This window comes from Brevibacillus borstelensis (assembly GCF_037834415.1).
Classification (GTDB): Bacteria; Bacillota; Bacilli; order Brevibacillales; family Brevibacillaceae; genus Brevibacillus; species Brevibacillus borstelensis_A.
On the sequence record NZ_JAUMSJ010000015.1, the window covers coordinates 85,245 to 105,521 of the forward strand.

The following is a 20,277-nucleotide window of genomic DNA, read 5'->3' on the forward strand; positions in this document are numbered from 1 at the left end:
TGGTTCCTCCATTTTAAATCTTCCTCCTTACTAACCGTGCAGGACTGCCGGCGATTATCGAATTTTCAGGGAATGAATCCAATACTACTGAATTCGCTCCGATTATCGAATTCGCTCCAATGCAAATGCCCCCTAAAACCTTGCTTCCTGCAAAAACTACTACGTTATCATCTATTTTGGGTCGCTTCCTACTTCCATCTCCTTTATCACCCAGAGTAACATTCTGGTATATTGTCACATTATCCCCAATTATTACCCTAGCTCCAATAACCGTACCTAGTCCATGAATGATTTTGAAATTCTTACCTATTTCCGCAGTATAATAAATCTCTATTTGTGTATACATCCGTTGAATATAGCTTAATACTTGCAATATTTCTTTTGAATTTATTTCTCCAAAATAACCAATGATTTTCCGTTGAACGTTATAAATATGCACAGCTAATTCCTCGGGAGCCATGGATAAGTCAGTACCCAGTAAATCAATTATAAATTGATGACCAATTACCTGAGAATCAACATTAAAATTATTCCGAGCAATATCTAATAGATTCAGCATTCTTTCCACTCCTTAACTAGAATTTCATTTCATTATGAAAATATTATATATAGATTCAACAATGTTCAAATAAAATCTTATGAGCAGAGCAATGTCTTTTCGAATTAGAATTAGTATTTTTAAAAAATAGAACTCCTTTACTTACCATCAATCCACGAAGTGAAAATTTTACAAACCCATTCATAGCTGAACAAAGGAATTAGCGTCTAACGTTAAGAGATACCCGAAAAGAAAAAGACTGCTCCACTTGTAGAAAATCAAATCTCTACTGGCAGAACAGCCAAACAATCCCGTTTTTTAATATGTTAGTTCAAAACAACTAGTACCTGTTAAATCATGATAAAAAAGAATTACACTATCAAAGTCTTTTACATATCCTCATTAGCCAGCTCGTACATAGCCCGCGCATACATCGCCGCGGACTTGAAGAGATCGTCCAGCTCGATAAACTCATCCGGCTGGTGGGCGGCGGACAGTTTGCCCGGGAACAGCGGGCCGAAAGCGACGCCGTTCGGAATGTGGGCGGCATATGTGCCTCCGCCGGTGGAGAGCAGCTTGGGCTCTTCGCCCGTGGCGTCACGGTAGACGCGCTGCAGCACCTGGATGACCGGATGCGAGCGGTCTACGTGGTGCGGCTTTTTGATGATCGGCGGCTCGACGGTAAAACCGTACTTGCCGACGCTCTCCTCGACCTGCGGCAGGATGCGGCTGTCATCGTCGCAGACGGGGAAGCGGAGGTTGATGTGGAAGAAAGACTCTCCCTCTGACTCATACTGGATAATCCCCGAGTTGATCGTCAGCGGACCGGTAATCTCGTCCTCGCTGGCGATTCCCAGCGCCTTGCCCCGCCAATCCTCGAACAGATAGGCATCCGTGCAGGACAGAAAGCGCTGCGCGTCCTCCTGGAAGGAATAGTCCTTGAGAAAGTGGATGAGCAGAAGACCCGCATTGATTCCCTGGTCCGGCTCCATTCCGTGGGCGGATTTTCCTTCCATGTGAAAGGTGGCTTTCCCGTCTCCGACTAGGGCCTGTCCGGGGCGGCCGCAAGCGGCGCAATAGGCGCGAAACTCCTCCGCCAACGACTCCAGCCTCTCCTGCTGGCCTGACACCGTGGCACGAGCAGATTCCGGTACCATGTTGGGAACGCCGCCCGCAAAAAAGGATACCAGCAAAAGTACGGACCGATCTGAATTTTCGTTTGCCGAGCCGAATTCGCCCGCTGCGATGGAACCCGTTTTAGCAGCGGTTTTCTCGACAGTTCCGCCAGCGCCGCCCCGCGCCCCTTGCCGCAAGACTACTCTCGTGTTGATCTGCCCTTTTTCCGCATGGACGATCGGGAAGTCCGCGTCGGGCGCGAAGCCGGTCAGCGGCTTTTTCTCCGTCACCTTGTAGTGCTCGATGCAGCGGCACTGATTTTCTTCATTCGTCCCGAAAATGAGCCGGATGTTTCGCTTGAGGGGAAGCCCGGACTCCTTGACGATCTTCAACGCGTAAAAAGCCGCCAGGGTCGGCCCCTTGTCATCGATGGCGCCGCGCGCATACAGCTTTCCGTCTCGGATGGACGGCTCATACGGCGGGCTCGTCCACTCGCCGGTCGCCGGCACGACGTCCAGATGGCAGAGCACGGCGATATAGTCGTCATCCGGCGCTCCCGGGCCGTACTCGGCGTAGCCGTAGTAGCCCGCTTCATTTTTCACGCGAAAGCCGGCCCGGCTGGACAACTCCAGCATATAGGCCAGCGCCCGCGCCACCTCGGCCCCCATCGGCTGATCAGGCCCTGCCGTTGACAGGTCGTACGTGCTCGGGATGCGCAGCAGGCCGCTCAAATCGTCCAGCAGCTCGTCTTTTCGCCGCAGTACCTCTTCCATCCAATCCATGCTCTTCACCCTTTTCCGTCTCGTTCCATCCGTCTCTTATCTCAAGCTTCGTTCTCTCCAGCCGACCGTGTCTTCCATTTTCGGCGCCCGCTCGTCCAGCAACCAGCAAGCCGCCTGATGCGTGTCCGAACAGCGCATGTACTCCGGCTGGTAGGACAGGCAGATCTCCAGCGCGTACGGACAGCGCGAGGCGAATCCGCAGCCCTTGGGCGGGTCCAAAAGGTCCGGCGGCGTCCCCGGAATCGCCATCAGCTGCTCCTCCTGCATGTGCAGCTTGGGCATCGAGGCAAGCAGTCCCATCGTATACGGGTGCTTTGGCTGGTAAAAGATTTCGTCCACCGTGCCGACCTCGACGATTTTCCCGGCGTACATCACCGCTACCCGCGTAGCCATGTTGGCGACGACACCCAGATCATGCGTAATCAGGATGATGGCCGTCCCCGTCTTTTCCTGCAAATCTCTCATCAAATCGAGAATCTGCGCCTGGATGGTAACGTCCAGTGCAGTCGTCGGCTCGTCCGCGATCAGAATTTTCGGGTTGCAGGCCAGTGCCATGGCGATCACCACGCGCTGCCGCATGCCCCCGGACATTTGGTGAGGATACTGCTTGTAACGCGCCTCCGGCTGCGGGATGCCGACCAGCGCCAGCAGCTCGACCGACCTTTTGGCGGCCTCCGCCTTGCTTACCTTTTGGTGCTTCAAAATGACTTCGTCGATTTGCTTCCCGACGGTCATCGTCGGATTGAGCGAGGTCATCGGGTCCTGGAAAATCATCGAGATTTCCGCGCCGCGAATGTCCTGCATCTCTTTTTCCGACAGCTTGGCCACATCCCTGCCCTCGAACAGAATTTCCCCATTCTTGATCCGTGCCATCGGGCTGGGCAAGAGACGCATCAGGCTTTTGGAGGTGACGGACTTGCCTGAGCCGGATTCGCCCACGATCGCGAGCGTCTCTCCCTTGTCGAGCTCCAGACTGACGCCGCGCACCGCCTTCACTTCCCCGACATACGTCGAGAAGGACACTTCCAAATCCCTGACTTCCAGTAGTTTGTTCATGTCGCTTCGCTCCTCGTCATGATGCTATTTGCGCATTCTCGGGTCAAGCGCGTCCCGCAATCCGTCGCCCAGGATGTTAAAGGTGACCATGATGGCGATGATCACGATAGCCGGATACAGGAGCAAATGGTACTGCGTATTGATCGCCTGATACCCGTCGTGAATCAGCACGCCCAATGAAGCCATCGGCTCCTGCAGGCCAAGGCCGATAAAGCTCAAAAACGCCTCGGTGAAAATCGCCGACGGAATTGTAAACATCGTATTGATCACGATAATCCCGATCGTGTTGGGAATCAAATGCTTCAAAATAATTTGCGTGTTGGATGCTCCCAGGGAGCGGGCCGCAAGCACAAACTCCTGTTCTTTCAGCTTGAGGATTTGCGCCCGAACCAGACGGGCCATGTTTACCCATCCGGTAATGACCATCGCCAGCATGATGGTCATGATCCCCGGTTCCATGACCATCATCAGCAAAATAATGATGATCAGGCTGGGAATCCCGATGATGATCTCGACGATCCGCTGCATGATATTGTCCACTCTTCCGCCGATCAGGGCGGAAATTGCCCCATATGCGACGCCGATGACCAGATCGAGCACCGCAGCCAGCACGGCGATCAACAAAGAGATGCGGGTACCCTCCCAGATACGCGCCCATTGATCCCGGCCAAACTTGTCCGTACCCAGCCAGTGGTCGGCGTTCGGCGCCTTGTACACTGCGCTGTAGTCGGTATCGTAATACGTGTAGGACGTCATCCACGGACCGATGATGGCCAGCGCTCCCAACAGAATCAGGATGATCAGACTGACGATGGCCGCCCGGTTTTTCCGCAGCCTTCGGAAGCTGTCCTGAAAGGCTGTGAGAGGGGGCCGTGAAATCTTTTCCGGTTCTTTGGCGCTGACGCTGGCGGGTCGAAATAAATGGTCCAGACTCGCTTTTTCCTGCTGCTGCATGTTCTCACTTCCCTCCCGAAGCCAGTCGGATTCGCGGATCGATCACGCTGTACAAAATATCGACGATCAGCATGATGAACACGTAAAACGCGCTATAGAAAATGGTGATACCCATGATCGTGGAATAGTCGTTCATTTTGATCGAGTCCACAAACAGGCTGCCGATGCCGGGTACCCCAAAAATATTTTCGATGACGAGTGATCCGGTCAACAGATTGACGACGATCGGACCCAGAATGGTGACGACAGGAATCAGCGAATTGCGTACGGCGTGCCGCATGACCACTGCCATATTGGTCAATCCCTTTGCCTTTGCCGTCGTGATGTAGTCCTGCTGCAATACCTCCAGCATCTCATTGCGGGCAAATCTGGCAATGATCGCAACTACACCCACAGAGAGCGCGACAGACGGCAGGATCGAGTTTTCGTAGCTGTCCCAGAAAGCGACAGGCAACAGCCCCCACTTGAGACCGACATAGTACTGCAAGAGGGCTGCCAGAACGAAGTTGGGGACGGATACCCCTAGTACGGCGATAAACATGGTGAAGTAATCCCAGGCGGAATTATGCCGGTAGGCAGCGATAATTCCCAAAATCAGGCCGATCGACAAACCGAGTACGACCGCCTGCAGACCGATCAGGGCGGATGGCCCGATCCGGTTTACGATAATGTCTTTGACTGGCATGTTTTTATAGGTAAAAGAAGTTCCAAAATCGCCTTGAACGACGTTCGCCAGGTAGCGCACATACTGAACGTACACCGGCTGATCCAATCCGTAGCTGGCGTACAAGAGCTGCCGCTCCTCTACGGGCAGTCTGTTCAGTTTTTCCTCGTCAAACGGCGTACCGGGAAGCTGTTTCATCAGAAAAAACGTCGCCGTCGTGATGACAAACAGGGTGATGAGGAGATACACCAGCCGCATGCCGATATATCGTTTCATGCGTACACCTCCTGTAGCAGAAAGATAAGGAAGAAGAGAAGGGGCTTCTCTTCTTCCCGGGAGTCAAGCTGTTATTCCACAGTTGCGTACTTGTATTCCACCGGGGAACCGTACGGATGGAAAATCAGGTTTTTCACATTCGGCTTTTGCAGGAAGGAGTTTCCTCTGTAGAACAGCGGGGAAACTACCGCGTCTTCGGTCAAGAGAATTTTTTCTGCTTCCAGCAGCATGTTGATCCGTTTTGTTTCATCGACTTCTTTTTTCGCGGAGGCGATCAGCTCATCGTACTTCGGATTTTCGTAATTGCCGCGGTAAGGCGTATGGTTCGCCCACAGATCGAGGTACGTCATCGCGTCGTCGTAGTCCGCTCCCCATCCGGTCACACCGAACTGGTAGTTGCCTTCATCCATTTGCTGGTTGCGCGCTTTTACGGTTTTCGTTTCAACCGTTACATCAATCCCGAGGTTTTTCTTGTATTCGCTTTGCAGGAAAGTACCCAGGTCCTTGGAGAGGGAATCATCCGGCACGAGAAGCTTCAATTGAGGCGCTTTGCCCAATTCTTTCACGCCCTGCTCCCAGTACTCTTTCGCTTTCGCAGCGTCGGCCTTGATCAGGTCGCCTTGCAGCTCGCGGAACGATTTGTGATCGACACCGCTCATTTGAACCGGAATCATGCCGGTCGCCGCTTTCGAACCGTTGTTCAGGATGACTTGCTCCAGAATCGTCGCGTCATAGGCAAGCTGCAGCGCCTTGCGGATGTTCAGGTTGGACGTGCCTTCGCCTTTGGTGTTGAACTGGATGTAGTTGGTGCGGAACTCGATGTCTGTCGTGTACTCCGGATCGTTCTTGAAGGTGTCGACGTCTGCAGAAGAGAGCATCACGCGGTCGAGTTCGCCTGCCTTGTAAGCATTAAGCGCTGTGCTTTGCTCCTTGATGACCTTCAGATTGATTTTTTCCACTTTTACATTGGCGTTGTCCCAGTAGTTTTCGTTCTTCACGAGCGTCGCTCCGGAAGCCGGGTCAAACGAGGTCAGCTTGTACGGACCTGCATACAGCATGTTTTCCGGTTTCAGTGCGTAATCCGCGCCCTTCTCCGTCACAAACTTTTCGTTCAGCGGGAAGTACAGGATGAAAGTGGTCAGACGCAGGAAGTACGGGGTCGGCTGGTTCAGCGTAACCACCAGTGTCTTGTCGTCTTTCGCTTCGATGCCGACAGCATCTGCGCTGCCTTTTCCGGATGCGTATTCAGCGCCGCCCTTTATGTAGTCGGACAGGATGAAAGCATAGCCGCCTTTGGACGTTTTCGGGTTCATCGCTCCGAGCCAGGCGAATTTGAAGTCGGCTGCCGTGATCGGATCGCCGTTGCTCCACTTGACGCCGTCACGCAGGGTAAATGTATAGGTCAAGCCGTCTGCAGAAACTTCCACGCCCTGGGCCAATGCAGGCTGGGGTTCGTGCTTCTCGTCCAGACGATACAGACCTTCACCGACGTTGTTCAGCACGGAGAACGAAATGTTGTCCGAGGTTGAAAACTGGTTCAGATCTTTAATCTCGTTTTCAAAGGAAAGGTTGATAACGCTTTCTTTTTTCGCTTGCTGACCGTCTGCCGCGGGTGCTGTTCCTCCGGGAGCACTGCTCGATCCCTTATCGCCGCTGAAGTTGCATCCCGTGGCGACGAGGCTGACCAGCATCAGTAGACATAGCAAGGATGTGGACCACTTCTTCTTCATTGATCTGTCCCCCTATTTTTGGTGTCAGATGTATATTTGCATAAAGACGGCGCTTTTACTTTCATGACGAAGCGCTGTCCCATACACGAGTAGCAGCATTACGGCTCTTTTCTCAAGCGAAGAAAGCCAGCTGGCAGCAGGAGTGAATCAGGCCGACTGTCTTATGCAATATCGGCTCCGGCCAGCGGGGCAAAGTGCTGCAGCGCCAACGCGCCCGCACCGATTACGATGGCTTCTCCCTTCAGCTCCGAAGCGATGATACGGAAGGTTCCCTTGAACGGCTCCCAGATCACTTGCTCGCAGTGCTCGTGAACCAAATCGACGATTTCCGTGTAATTCTCGATCAAATCTCCGCTGAGAATCACCGTATCCGGGTTGTACATGCAGACGATATTGTTGATCGTGATCCCGATGTACAGGGCTGTGCGGGAGACGATCTCCTTGGCCCAGCGCTCGTCGGCACGCGCCGCTTCGAATACCTGGCCGATGTCGGTGATCTCCTTGACGCGCCGCGCTTCGGTGATCAGGGCGTTTTCGTCTACATAGGTCTGCAGGCAGCCGCGCTTGCCGCATTCACACAGATTGCCGTTGGGGTCCAAGGTCGTATGCCCCAGCTCCCCCGCGCTGTTCGAGCCCCCCCGGAAAATTTCTCCGTTGATGATCAGCGCCGAACCGATACCGGTACCGATCCCGATCAAGGTCGTTTTCGCCGAGCCCTTGGCCGAACCGTACAAGTATTCGGAAAGGATTTTCACCTTCAGGTCGTTGTCGATCACCGTCTTGATCGCGAGGATTTGTTCCACCAGAGCCGCAAACGGCACGTTTCTCCAGCCAAGCGTGCTGGAAAACTGAACGATCCCCTTTTCGTAATCGATCACACCGGGGACACCGATCCCGATGCCGACGACTTTCTCCAGCGGGATCCGGCATTTCTCGATCAGCCCGGCGATCTGGCGCCCGATCAACGCTGCCGTTTCCGCCGGCGATGACTCCAATGCCGTATGAGCGACGCGGTGGTGCTCTACGATCGTTTCGCTGAAATCCATTATCCCGAATTTGATTCGCTTTTTTTCAATTTCGACTCCTACGGTATACACGGCGTCAGCAATGATATCCAGCTGGACTGCCTTGCGCCCGACGCCCGAGGATGTCAAATCCGTCTCCTGCACCAGGCCTTCCTCGCACAGCTCGCTCACAAAACGGCCGACAGAGGTAGCGCTCATTTTGGTGATCTTGGCCAGTTCCGCCCTGGAGATCGGACGCTGCTTTTTGATAATATCCAGGATCATCTGCTTGTTGTGCTGCCTTATGACGTCCTGGTCCTGTTTTACGATTTTTTTCATCACGGACATGCTCCTCTTCCACATATTCGCGTCTCAAGGTTTATTTATCCAACAGTGTTATAAATTGTACGGTAAAAGATGGATAATACTCCGATCAAACACGAGGAGCAGACGGTTTTTGCTTCAATTCGGTCGGAAAGCTTTTTTAATTTCTCCATCGGTGTTAATAATGAGTTTATCTGGCATCCTGTATGAAGTCAACTGTTATTTCCAAATGGTGCGATGCTTTTTATTTTTTTGAAAATGCCTCCCGCAGCTTCCCTCCCCGGACTTGATTTTGCGCTGTCCGACCGCGTCTTTCCCCCTTTGACCGCAGAAAAAACCACCCGGCAAAAGCGGATGGTTGGCAAGCCTTATTTAATCGCGCTCCAATCGTATGGCGTTTCCTGATACACATAGTAGTTGAGCCAGTTGGAAAACAGCAGGTTGGAATGAGCGCGCCACCTGACCACTGGCGGCTGGCTCGGGTCATCCCCCGGGAAATAGTGCTTGGGGATGGCGATCTCGAGGCCTTTGCTCACATCGCGTTCATACTCATCCCGAAGCGTGCACGGATCGTACTCGGAATGTCCGGTGACGAAAATTTGCCGACCGTCTTTGGTCGCGACGATGTAGACGCCCGCCTCCTCCGACTCGGACAAAATCTCCAGCTCCGGCACTTTCTCGATGTCCTCCCGCCGATTCTCGGTGTGGCGGGAGTGCGGGATGTAGAATACGTTGTCAAACCCGCGGAACAGCTTTACATTCTGCTTGTTCAAGGTGTGCGGAAAAACGCCGAACAGCTTCTCGGAGAGCGGATGCTTCGGTACGCCGAAATGATGGTACAGCCCTGCCTGCGCTCCCCAGCAGATATGCAGCGTCGACGTCACGTTGGCCATCTTCCAGTCGAGAATTTGCTGCAGCTCCTCCCAGTAGTTCACCTCGCAAAAATCCATTTGCTCCACGGGCGCTCCGGTGATGACCATTCCGTCGAACTTCTCGTGCCTGATTTCCTCAAAGGTCTTGTAGAAGGTCGCCAGATGCTCTTCCGGTGTGTTTTTGGAGGTATGGCTGGATGGGTGAAGCAAGACGGCCTCCACTTGCAGCGGGGTATTCCCCAAAAGGCGGAGAAGCTGTGTCTCCGTAGTTTGTTTTACCGGCATCAGGTTGAGAATGACGATGCGCAGCGGGCGAATGTCTTGGGTAAACGCCCTGCTCTCCTTCATCACAAAGATGTTTTCATTCTCCAGTATCTCGGTAGCCGGCAACTCATCAGGCAATTTAATTGGCATGTTTCTCCCCCTTTCAGTCCGTCACAACGCTGTCGCCAGACAATAATCCGACAAATTCGACATGACTACTATTGATTCCTGCTGTTTTTTTACGCATTCAAAATGTTCTGTCTCTACTATAGCAGGAAAACGGCTTTCCGAGGGGGCACTTCTTCAGTTATTTGCTTCTTTGTTACTACACTCATCCGCATGCGTTTCTTCTGCCTTCGTTGCTTCCACACCCGCCTTGCCTTCACCAACCGCCGACTGTCAGTGTGCGGACACCCGCTTGCCGCCCGGCTCCTGCTTCGGTGCGGCTGCCCGTCTGAGAAACAGGGAGCATGCCCAAGCGATGACGATCAGCCCAAATGCCAGGAGAAACGCGCTTTTCATTCCCGCAAGCATAGCCAGGATTTGCGCAGCGGAATCATTTTGCGCACCTGACGGACTTTCCAGGAAGCGCCTGGAGCTATTCGTCATGACCGTTACGAGCATCGCTGTCCCGACCGCGCCCGACACCTGCTGAAGCGTGCCGATAATCGCGGTGCCGTGGGGGTATAGCGGCGGCGGCAGCTCATTTAAGGCATTGGTCATCACCGGCATCATCAGCATGGAAATGCCCAGCATCAACAGCGTGTTCAACAGCATGATCGTACCGTAAGAGGTGGACAGCGTAATGAAGGCAAATTGCCACAGCGTATTTCCGATCAGCGCCAATCCGATGACCGCCAGCCACCTCGCGCCAAATTTATCAAACAACCGACCTGTGATCGGCGACATGATCCCCATGACCACTCCGCCGGGCAGCATGACCAGGCCCGCCCGGAGCGGACTGTACCCCAGCGCGTTTTGTAGAAAAATCGGCAGCAGCATCATCGCCGAGAACATCGCCATCATGACGATCATCATGATCAGCGTCGATATGCGAAACACCTTGTACCGAAATGCCTTCAGGTCAAGCAGCGGCTCGGGTATCGCAAGCTGCCTCCATACGAACAGCCCCAATGAAACGACGCCGATGACAATCGGTATGAGGACGCCATTGCTCGTCCATCCCCCGTGCGCTTCTCCTGCGCTGCTGAAGCCGTACACAATCCCGCCGAAGCCAAAGGTTGAGAGGAGCAGCGACAGGATGTCAATCTTGGGATTTGTCGTCTCCGTCACATTTTTGAGCTTGGCATAGGCAAAACAAATGACAAACAAGGCGATGGGCAGAACTCCGTAAAAGAGGACACGCCAGCTGAAGTGCTCGACAATAACCCCGGACAGCGTAGGTCCGATCGCGGGCGCAAATGTGATCACGATGCCAATCGTCCCCATCGCCGAGCCTCTTTTTTCCATCGAAACGATCGCAAACACGACATTCGTCAGCAAAGGAAACAGCAGCCCGGTCCCGGCAGCCTGCAGCACCCGGCCCGTAAGCAGCAAGGCGAATCCGGGCGATACCGCCGCGACGAATGTTCCCGCAGCGAACAAGCCCATAGCCGACAGAAACAGGCTCCTTGTCGTGTATCGCTGGAGCAAATACGCCGTGATCGGGATAAGAACGCCGATCACGAGCAAGTACCCGGTCGTCAGCCACTGTGCCGTGCTTGGCGAAATGCCGATGTCGGCCATGATTTTGGACAAAGCTACGTTGAGCAAGGTTTCGTTCAAAATGGCCACGAAAACACCGAGAATCATGACCATGACTACCAGAAAATTTTCTCTGCTTCCAAATGTCCCTCCTGTATGTGTTTCTTCGCGTTTTTCCACGGTTCGTTCTCCTCTCCTTGGCAAATGCGCCCCTTCTCACGAGCTCTCCTTACCGTTATCTCCTGGACGCTTCATTTTCAGACCCTTATTCTAGCCTGAAATGCTTGCGCGCATTTCTTATCGATTGCTATTTTGTTGATGGCGGGATAGCAATGTCGAAAATACGCTCCAGAGAAAGCATTGGGAGCAGGGGCGACGCCAAAAGAGACCAGCGAAGGCTCCGATCTGGAAATCGGCCTTCTTTTTGCGTATGATAGATGGTAACGACCTTTGCTAGAAAGGGAGACAAAATGGCCCTGCGCTCAAACTGGTTGACGTATAAATGGATTCTCGCCATTGTCATCGCTTGCTTGTGCATATTCCCGGCGATCCCCTCGCCAGCCGATACATTTGCTTCCGATGCAACAGCGAAGTACACGTCTGTAAAAAGCGAAGCCGTTCACATTGTCAGCTACCGGCCTCATTTTACTGTCAAGTTTTTGAAGCAAAAGCTGCAAGTGTCCATGTTCATGGACAAGCTGCGTGATTTTCAACATACGTTTGCCGTTCCGCTCGTGACCTTCCTGTTCGTGATTCAAACGCTGCTAAAATGGATCTTGCTCATGCCCATCCGGTATGGGTCGATATTCATCGGCGGCTCCCCTTATGGAACGCATGACATTCCAGAGAGGGGAAAAGCGGAAAATGAATTACACCAAACGAGATGCCGAGATGATTCGGAAAACGGTAAAGGATTTGAAAATATTTGTATTTTTCATCGTGCTCGTGGTGGCGGGCTTGCTGGCCGCCAAATATTTCCTGGGTTAACGTACAAATCCTCCCCTGATTTTTGGGGAGGATTCATTTATTGCCCGGCTGAACTACCGTATAAAAGGAGTCTGTTCCGTGGAAAAATCACTCTATTTCGTCGTCAGTTGGGCGGACGCCAAGCAACATTCCGACGCTCTGAAAAAACTCGGAATCGAACATATTATTGAAACGCCCGAGGAGATTCCTTCGCTTGTGCCGGGAGAGCTGGCTTTCGTCTTCCCGAGCTTGCCTGTGCGTGTATACGCAAAGGTCAGGACGCTATTTTCCGATAACGGCAAAAGGTATTGATTCTGTGTCTCCCTCTCAAGGCGTGTTCGTCCTGCTTGCTTGCGGCAACCTCGCCATACCATTCTCCCTCAATGAGATCGATTGCCAAACATCCCTCTCTGGCTCCGGCATTATTGACCGGATATTTTCTGTCATTCCTGATGGTCATGTTTCCTTGCACAAAAAAAGAGAGGGATATCCCCCCTCGTTATTTTTGGAACGTCACGATTTCACTCGTATCTCCAAATCGGAGAACAGGCTGGCTCGGCTCGGTCTCGGCGATGATGTTCCCGTGGCGGATCGAGTAACGGACGGTGGCCTGGCGGCGAATCGCACTTCAATATCCGTTATTTCACATGTGTATGCGGCCATATTCCCCGCTATGCCGGGCAGCTATTTGCCTTTTTCGATGTAGCGCTGCATCAGGCTTGCTCTGGTCAGCCAGACCCTCTCGCTCAGATGAATCCGGTAATGCTCCGGATTGAGCATGCGCAAATACTCCGGCCAGAACATCTTCAGCTGCTCGTCGTGATGGCGGCGGATTTCGGCTAGTTCAGGCAATTGATACACACGCATGCCGTCCACAAAGATCGGGACGAGCAGCGGCTGCGCCACGTACTTTTCCACCTGTTTGCTCAAGTACGTATGACTCGGGTGGAACAGCTTGATCGGCTTCTGCTCCTGGATGTCTGTCTCCGTCGGATAACAGAGGTAATCGGCGATCGCCTTTCCGGTTTTCTGGTCGATCAGCCGGTAAATGTCTTTCGCCCCCGGCGTCGTCACTTTCTCCGGATTCGCCGATATTTTGATCGTCGGGATGTACTCGCCATCGTCGCCCTCCCTGGCAACGAGCTTGTAGACGCCGCCAAGCGTCGGCTGATCCGCGGCCGTAATCAGCTGCGTCCCTACTCCCCAGGAGTCGACCTTTGCCCCCTGTACCTTCAGGTTCATAATCGTATGCTCGTCCAAATCGTTGGAGGCGACGATTTTCACGTCGGAAAGCCCTGCCTCGTCGAGCATTTCCCTCGTTTTGATCGAAAGAAAAGCAATATCGCCGCTGTCCAGCCGGACAGCCCTCAGCCGTTTGCCCTGCCGGCGCATTTCCAGGCCGATGTTGATCGCATGCGGCACTCCGCTCCCCAGCGTATCGTACGTGTCCACCAGCAATGTCACTTGGTCGGGCAGGGCGGCAGCATAGCGGCGGAACGCTTCTTCCTCGTTTTCGTGCGACTGGACCCAGGAATGGGCGTGGGTCCCTGCTGTCGGAATGCCAAACAGCTTTCCGGCCAGCATATTGGACGTAGAGTCAAACCCGGCGAGGTAGACCGCCCGCGTTCCCCAGAGCGCGGCATCCGCTTCCTGGGCCCGCCGGATGCCGAATTCCATCAACAGATCGCCTTTGGCCACCTGGCGGATTCGCGACGCCTTTGTGGCGATGAGGGTTTGGTAATTCATAAAATTAAGCAGCGCGGTTTCCATCAGCTGCGCTTCAAAAATTCGGCTTTCGACGCGTACCAACGGTTCGCTTGGAAAGACGAGCGAGCCTTCCTTGACCGAATGGAGCGTCCCCGTGAAGCGGAAATTGCGCAGTTCTTCGAGAAATCCGGGATCGTAGTTTTCCTCCTGCTCGCGCAAATACTCCAGATCGCTCTCTTCAAAGCGGAGGTCCTCCACGTATTTGACAATCCGCTCCAAGCCCGCAAAGACGGCGTAACCGTTTCCAAACGGGAGCTTGCGAAAAAACGCCTCGAAAACCGCCTTGCGGTTGTGGGTGCCATTGATCCAATGCGCGTACATCATGTTTATTTGATACTTGTCTGTATGTAGAGCCAATCCTGGTGAAAGCAAGCTGCTTCGCCTCCTGTTGCTACAGCGCCTGTGCGAAAGGCCGGAAGGCTCCGCGGCGCCGGACGCGCCCTTTCATCCGGGCGCAATCGAAAAAGAACGCTTCCTCCTATTGTAGCTCTTGTCGGCGGCAAGGTATAGCTCCGAAATGCAAAAAGGCCTGCCAGGCGGAAATGTGCAAAGAGATCCGGTCACCGGCAAGGCCCGATATAGTTTTGCTCCGTCGGCTAGTTTTGTTCCGTCAGCACGATCGGTCCGTCGCACGTGATCGCGATCGTATGCTCATACTGGGCCGACAGCTTGCCGTCCAGCGTCCGGGCTGTCCAGCCGTCGGCATCGATGGTCATCAGGTGGGTTCCCGCATTAATCATCGGCTCGATCGTAAGCACCATGCCCTCTTTCAGCCGAAATCCTTTGCCTGGCTTTCCGACGTGATTGTAGTTGGGCTCCTCATGCAGCGACTTTCCTACTCCATGCGCCAGCAGATCGCGCACAACGGAGTAGCCGTTTTCCTCCGCATGGGTCTGAACCGCATGCATCACGTCTCCGATCCGATTCCCCGGCAAAGCTTGCGCGATCCCTTTGTACAGGCATTCCTTGGTCACCCGCATCAGTCTTTTCGCTTCGTCGGAAATGTCGCCGACCGCATAACACCAGGCAGAGTCTCCCACCCAGCCGTTGTGCGTGGCGACGATGTCGATTTTGACGATATCCCCGTTTTTCAGGGGCTTCTTGCTGGGGAAGCCGTGTGCAATGACGTCGTTGACCGATGCGCAGATCGCTGCCGGGAAGCCGTTGTATCCATCGAGATACGTCCCTCCGCCGAGCTGCCTGATCAGCTTTTCGACATAATCGTTGATCTCCTGCGTAGTGACGCCTGGCCTGATTCTCTTGGCGATCTCCTTGTGGCACGTCGCCACGATCTGGCCTGCTTGCCGCATCTGCTCGATCTCTTCGCGAGTCTTCAAGTAAATCACAACTGGCTCCTCCCATCGCTCTCTCTGCTTTGGAGCAGCAGACCTTCACCTACGCTCTTTCGGATCATGAACAGCACTCCCTCCGGTGAAAAACCAGCATCCTTGTGGTACATGGAGATGCCGAAGCAGCCGACCAGGGTGCCGATGATAAAGTTGGCGATTCGGCCGGGATCGGTCCCGGACGTCAGCGTGTCCGACTGTCTGTGCATCTCTGCGACACACTCCAGCAGCGGCTGATACAGGGTATCGTCAAATCTCTGTTTGGCTGTCCGGCGGAGCTGCTCCTCCATCCCTACAAAGTTTTCGGCAGCCCATTTGTACACGATGAACGCAGCCGGAGCCTCCAGCCATAACTGCAGGAGACCGGCACAATACGCATCGAGAAGGTCTGCAGACTTGTCTTGCCCGGAAAAAGAGACTCTCGTCAACGCTTCCGCAAGCTCAAACCCTCTATCCAACAGATCGCCGACGAGGCTGTTCTTGTTGCTGTAATAATGGTAAACAGTGCCGTAGCCGAGCCCGGCTTTTTTGGCGACGTCGCGGATATCAAAGAGAGGACCTTTTTCAAAAAAGATCTGTTCCGCAGCTTCCAGGATTTGTTGGATGCGTTTTTCCCGTAACTCTTCGCATTGTTCTTTCGTTCGCGGAGACATGGCAACCTCCTGTTTTTTAGACCTTTAAGTATGTCGATAATAAAATACCACTTTTTGTTTTCGCTTGCAAGTTGTTTGAGAAGGTCTTGACCGGACTTTTGGGGAAGGGAAATGAACCAGGTGAAACATACACAAGGCTCGGTGAAACACGTTCTTGGCGTGTTTCTGTCCGGCCCCGTTCCAAAAGCGAAACTGCGCTCCAAAAGCAGTCGTATCCGAGTAACAGCTCAAAGGTCGACGCGAAAGAGTGTCTCGCTTTTGAAAGAAAGCCTTGGACAGTGTCCGAAAGAGCAGGGATTTTTCAATCGTGAGCCTCTCCCGGCGCAAGTTGTGGTGGTGCATGACGGTGGTCGAACCAGCTCCTGCGGCAGCAAGCTCGTACTCGGCTGCAGCTCATGTTCGGCCAGATCTGGCAGAAAAGTTCATGTCCACCTTGCTCTTGCCAAGAGACAGCCAGGTTCGTTACCTTGCCAGCTGGCCTGTAAACGCATTGACAGAGGCTTACCGGTTTTGTAGGCGGTAAACCAGTACGGGTGTGGTAGAAACTGTGTCGTTTTCCACCGGGTACACATACTCCAGCTCCAACGGATTTTCTTTGAGATAGGCTTCGGCTGCCGCCTTGGCGGAAATGGCCTGCTTGCCGTTGGGGAAAGTCAGCTTCTGATCTTGAAAATCCTTTCGGAAATAAAGGATTGCCCCTGTTGACTTGCCAACTCTCACCATGTACCGCTGGCTTTTTACCGGGATTCCTTCATGCGACACGTACATGCTGAACTCCCAATAAGGTCCCGGGAGATTTCTTTTCGTTTCCTCGCGGTCCCTCACCTGCAGCTCCGTCACATTCGGGTCAAGATACGGTTCCAGGAACTGAATCGCTTTCGAGAGAGCCTCTTCTCGCGAGATTTTTCCATTTGGAGGCTCTTCCAATGATGCCTTCGTCAGATAAAAATGCACGACTTGATCGTTGATCGTGGAAAACCGAAAACTATCATCGGTCGTCTGGTACTCTTTTTCATTTTCCGCCAGCATTTCCTTCGGCATGTCGCTAGGTTCAAACGTCGCGCCGTTCAGCTTGATTCCCCATTCCTTCTCCAGCACCTGCGCCGCTTCCTGCGGCGTTTTGATCGTCACCCGCTTGCCGCCCGCCTTCACCTGTACGGGAGTGTAGCCGCTTGTCAGCGAACCGTCATCCACTTCTTTCCCTGTCCGGGCGTCAAAAGAGCCGGAAAAAGCGGGCCGGTATACCAGCTCCTGCTGCTGGTTGCGGCCGACATAGAGAGGCTTCATATAGCTTGCAAAGGCGCTCTCCGCCTGCTCCCGGTCCATCGCTTCGGTCGGCTTGGGGAATGCTCCCGGGTCAATTTTTCTCCCCGCTGCATCCTTTGCCTCGACTCGGACGATTTGCCCCTTGTCGCTCACCTGGATCAAGTAGCTGTCTCCGGCCACAGGCAAGTCGTTGACGTACCGGACAAATGACGAATTGTTCCCGAACCGGTACTGCGACACTTCATCCCCCAGAATATCCCGCAAGAAGTCCTCCCCTTTTTCCCTGGCGACCGCCTCCGAAGCGTCAGCTTCCGGGGTGTCGGAGCGTTTCTCCAATTGCAGCACTGCTCCTGTCTCGGCGTCAATTTCGAGATCGGCGTAGACGAGTCCGTCTTTCATAAACCGGATCGTATAGATCGGCCTGCTTCCTCCGCCCAGAAATACTTTTGTTCCCATTGACCTCAGCTCCGGCCAATAGCGGTACAGCTTTGCAAGCGTCTTCCCGGCAATCCCGTTCAGCTGTTGAATGCTCTCCTCCGGAATGTTTGCTTGTGGCGTAGCGATAGAATTTGTCCCTTTAAAAAATGGGTATTTCAGTTGAGGAAATACTGTCAACCAAGCAATCAACAGGATCACTGCGGTCGACGTACCCACGGTTCCCGCTAAAGAAACAAATCTTCTTCGTTTCTCCATCTCCTTTGCTTTTTTGGACAGAAGCGTTGCCAGAGAATGATAATATTCGCTCCTGGGCTCCAGGTCAGGATTCTTTTTCAGTTCATCCAACAATTTCTCGTCATCCCTATGAAAGTTCAATTGTCCTTGCTCCTTTCATAGATTCCTCCACAGTGCCTCTCAACTTTTTTAACGCACGGTGGAAATCCACTTTTATTTTTGCTTCGCTGCACCCTAAAATTTCTGCAGTTTCCTTGACGCTGTATTCTTTCAGCCCCCTGAGGATTATGACCAGGCGATGATGGGAGTTTAGCTTCAATAAAGCCTTCTGAATGTATTCACGTGTCTCCTTTATCTGCAATTCCTGTTCAGGCAATCCATTGGTCGAGGGGAGAATTTTGAATAGATCCGGTGAAAACAATGTTCGCAAACGCTTTTTTCGATACTCGTCAATCGCTACATTTCGCGCCACTTTAAAAATCCACGTTCTCATACCGGAGCGTTCCTGAAAGCTTGGGAGCGCTTTTAAGACGCGGACAAACACCTCTTGCGTCAAATCTTCCGCGTTGTGACTGTCTCCCGTGAAGAACAGCATCATTTGGTAGATTTCTTTGAAGTATTTATGATAGTTCTCCATGATTTGCTGTTCCAGACTTTGTTTTTCATACAACGAGGGTACCTCCTCAACAAAACGATTCAAAATGATCAAACACCGCTCTTGACCGATCAGGAGCGGCGTAGTTCGTTACCTCGATATTTTCCCTGTAAACGCATCGACAGAGGCGTACCGGTTTTGTAGGCGGTAAACCAGTACGGGCGTGGAAGAAATCTTGTCGTTTTCCACCGGGTACACATACTCCAGCTCCAACGGATTTTCTTTGAGATAGGCTTCGGCTGCCGCCTTGGCGGAAATGGCCTGCTTGCCGTTGGGGAAAGTCAGCTTCTGATCTTGAAAATCCTTTCGGAAATAAAGGATTGCCCCTGTTGACTTGCCAACTCTCACCATGTACCGCTGGCTTTTTACCGGGATTCCTTCATGCGACACGTACATGCTGAACTCCCAATAAGGTCTCGGGGGATTGCTTTTCGTTTCCTCGCGGTCCCTCACCTGCAGCTCCGTCACATTCGGGTCAAGATACGGTTCCAGGAACTGAATCGCTTTCGAGAGAGCCTCTTCTCGCGAGATTTTTCCATTTGGAGGCTCTTCCAATGATGCCTTCGTCAGATAAAAATGCACGACTTGATCGTTGATCGTGGAAAACCGAAAACTATCATCGGTCGTCTGGTACTCTTTTTCATTTTTCGCCAGCATTTCCTTCGGCATGTCGCTAGGTTCAAACGTCGCGCCGTTCAGCTTGATTCCCCATTCCTTCTCCAGCACCTGCGCCGCTTCCTGCGGCGTTTTGATCGTCACCCGCTTGCCGCCCGCCTTCACCTGTACGGGAGTGTAGCCGCTTCCCAGCGAACCGTCATCCACTTCTTTCCCTGTCCGGGCGTCAAAAGAGCCGGAAAAAGCGGGCCGGTATACCAGCTCCTGCTGCTGGTTGCGGCCGACATAGAGAGGCTTCATATAGCTTGCAAAGGCGCTCTCCGCCTGCTCCCGGTCCATCGCTTCGGTCGGCTTGGGGAATGCTCCCGGGTCAATTTTTCTCCCCGCTGCATCCTTTGCCTCGACTTGGACGATTTGCCCCTTGTCGCTCACCTGGATCAAGTAGCTGTCTCCGGCCACAGGCAAGTCGTTGACGTACCGGACAAATGACGAATTGTTCCCGAACCGGTACTGCGACACTTCATCCCCCAGCATATCCCGCAAGAAGGCCTCCCCTTTTTCCCTGGCGACCGCCTCCGAAGCGTCAGCTTCCGGGGTGTCGGAGCGTTTCTCCAATTGCAGCACTGCTCCTGTCTCGGCGTCAATCTTGAGATCGGCGTAGACGAGTCCGTCTTTCATAAACCGGATCGTATAGATCGGCCTGCTTCCTCCGCCCAGAAATACTTTTGTTCCCATTGACCCCAACTCCGGCCAGTATCGGTATACCTTTTCCATTGTTTGCTTGGATACCTGATTGACTTGCGCGTTTTCGTTTGCCTTTGTCGCCGTGCTCTCCTTTGCCGACGCCGTTGCACCGTGCCAAGCCGGAATTGGAGCAAGCAGCGCAGCCATAACCAAGCCTGCAATTGCTTTGTTGGCGTATAAAATCTTGTAAGAGTGTTTCATCCATCTTCCCTCCGGATTGCTTTTTTGTTTTACAGCTACTAATAGACGGATTTTCAAAGTACAGGTTACAACTTTGGGAAAAAACAACAAAAACCAGGCATGCTCTAC

At 53.1% G+C, this 20,277-nt stretch carries 17 protein-coding genes; 2 read left to right on the plus strand and 15 right to left on the minus strand.

Annotated features, from left to right (window positions below):
• Window positions 1-13: 13 nt before the first annotated feature.
• The 9 genes from Q3F21_RS14010 to Q3F21_RS14050 all read right to left on the minus strand — a co-directional run bounded on the left by Q3F21_RS14010 (window position 14) and on the right by Q3F21_RS14050 (window position 11,398).
• Window positions 14-559 carry a hypothetical protein gene (locus Q3F21_RS14010; protein WP_340253779.1) on the minus strand — a complete coding sequence of 182 codons (546 nt, stop codon included), beginning with the start codon at window positions 557-559 and terminating at the stop codon, window positions 14-16.
• 368 nt (window positions 560-927) lie between these two features.
• Window positions 928-2,436 carry a Sapep family Mn(2+)-dependent dipeptidase gene (locus tag Q3F21_RS14015; RefSeq protein WP_340253782.1) on the minus strand — a complete coding sequence of 503 codons (1,509 nt, stop codon included), beginning with the start codon at window positions 2,434-2,436 and terminating at the stop codon, window positions 928-930.
• Between the two features lie 36 nt (window positions 2,437-2,472).
• Window positions 2,473-3,492 carry an oligopeptide/dipeptide ABC transporter ATP-binding protein gene (locus Q3F21_RS14020; protein WP_340253785.1) on the minus strand — a complete coding sequence of 340 codons (1,020 nt, stop codon included), beginning with the start codon at window positions 3,490-3,492 and terminating at the stop codon, window positions 2,473-2,475.
• Between the two features lie 24 nt (window positions 3,493-3,516).
• Entirely contained in the window at window positions 3,517-4,446 is a 930-nt protein-coding gene (locus Q3F21_RS14025) for an ABC transporter permease (RefSeq protein WP_340253788.1), read from the minus strand.
• 4 nt (window positions 4,447-4,450) lie between these two features.
• Window positions 4,451-5,386 (minus strand): ABC transporter permease, encoded by a 936-nt coding sequence (locus Q3F21_RS14030; protein ID WP_340253791.1) that lies wholly within the window; start codon window positions 5,384-5,386, stop codon window positions 4,451-4,453.
• Window positions 5,387-5,457: 71 nt separating this feature from the next.
• Window positions 5,458-7,116 (minus strand): peptide ABC transporter substrate-binding protein, encoded by a 1,659-nt coding sequence (locus Q3F21_RS14035; RefSeq protein ID WP_340253794.1) that lies wholly within the window; start codon window positions 7,114-7,116, stop codon window positions 5,458-5,460.
• A 161-nt stretch (window positions 7,117-7,277) separates the two neighbouring features.
• A complete protein-coding gene (locus Q3F21_RS14040; protein WP_340253797.1) occupies window positions 7,278-8,459 on the minus strand; it encodes an ROK family transcriptional regulator in 1,182 nt (393 codons plus the stop codon).
• 353 nt (window positions 8,460-8,812) lie between these two features.
• Window positions 8,813-9,730, minus strand: a complete 918-nt coding sequence (metA, locus tag Q3F21_RS14045) for a homoserine O-acetyltransferase MetA (protein WP_340253800.1) — start codon at window positions 9,728-9,730, stop codon at window positions 8,813-8,815.
• A gap of 249 nt (window positions 9,731-9,979) precedes the next feature.
• The gene (locus tag Q3F21_RS14050) at window positions 9,980-11,398 is read right to left on the minus strand and encodes a DHA2 family efflux MFS transporter permease subunit (RefSeq protein WP_425341257.1); all 1,419 of its coding nucleotides are present in this window, start codon (window positions 11,396-11,398) and stop codon (window positions 9,980-9,982) included.
• 356 nt (window positions 11,399-11,754) lie between these two features.
• On the opposite strand from Q3F21_RS14050, the gene Q3F21_RS14055 reads away from it, so the two are divergent.
• Complete coding sequence (locus Q3F21_RS14055; RefSeq protein ID WP_340253806.1) at window positions 11,755-12,441, plus strand: hypothetical protein; 687 nt, start codon at window positions 11,755-11,757, stop codon at window positions 12,439-12,441.
• A 68-nt stretch (window positions 12,442-12,509) separates the two neighbouring features.
• Window positions 12,510-12,956, plus strand: coding sequence for a hypothetical protein (locus Q3F21_RS14060; protein ID WP_340253809.1), 447 nt, complete (start codon window positions 12,510-12,512; stop codon window positions 12,954-12,956).
• On the opposite strand, the gene Q3F21_RS14065 is transcribed toward Q3F21_RS14060, so the two are convergent.
• The 6 genes from Q3F21_RS14065 to Q3F21_RS14090 form a co-directional block, all read right to left on the minus strand.
• Window positions 12,935-14,389 (minus strand): nicotinate phosphoribosyltransferase, encoded by a 1,455-nt coding sequence (locus Q3F21_RS14065; protein ID WP_340253812.1) that lies wholly within the window; start codon window positions 14,387-14,389, stop codon window positions 12,935-12,937. The genes Q3F21_RS14060 and Q3F21_RS14065 overlap by 22 nt on opposite strands.
• A 224-nt stretch (window positions 14,390-14,613) precedes the next feature.
• The gene (gene map / locus Q3F21_RS14070; RefSeq protein WP_340253815.1) at window positions 14,614-15,363 is read right to left on the minus strand and encodes a type I methionyl aminopeptidase; all 750 of its coding nucleotides are present in this window, start codon (window positions 15,361-15,363) and stop codon (window positions 14,614-14,616) included.
• Window positions 15,360-16,016 (minus strand): TetR/AcrR family transcriptional regulator, encoded by a 657-nt coding sequence (locus Q3F21_RS14075; RefSeq protein WP_340253818.1) that lies wholly within the window; start codon window positions 16,014-16,016, stop codon window positions 15,360-15,362. The genes map and Q3F21_RS14075 overlap by 4 nt, the downstream gene beginning before the upstream one ends.
• Before the next feature lie 501 nt (window positions 16,017-16,517).
• Entirely contained in the window at window positions 16,518-18,095 is a 1,578-nt protein-coding gene (locus tag Q3F21_RS14080) for a hypothetical protein (protein ID WP_340253821.1), read from the minus strand.
• On the minus strand, window positions 18,082-18,624 hold the full coding sequence (locus Q3F21_RS14085) for an RNA polymerase sigma factor (RefSeq protein ID WP_340253824.1): 543 nt from the start codon (window positions 18,622-18,624) through the stop codon (window positions 18,082-18,084). Before Q3F21_RS14085 ends, Q3F21_RS14080 begins: the two co-directional genes overlap by 14 nt.
• Before the next feature lie 75 nt (window positions 18,625-18,699).
• Window positions 18,700-20,169, minus strand: a complete 1,470-nt coding sequence (locus Q3F21_RS14090; protein WP_340253827.1) for a hypothetical protein — start codon at window positions 20,167-20,169, stop codon at window positions 18,700-18,702.
• Between the last annotated feature and the right edge of the window lie 108 nt (window positions 20,170-20,277).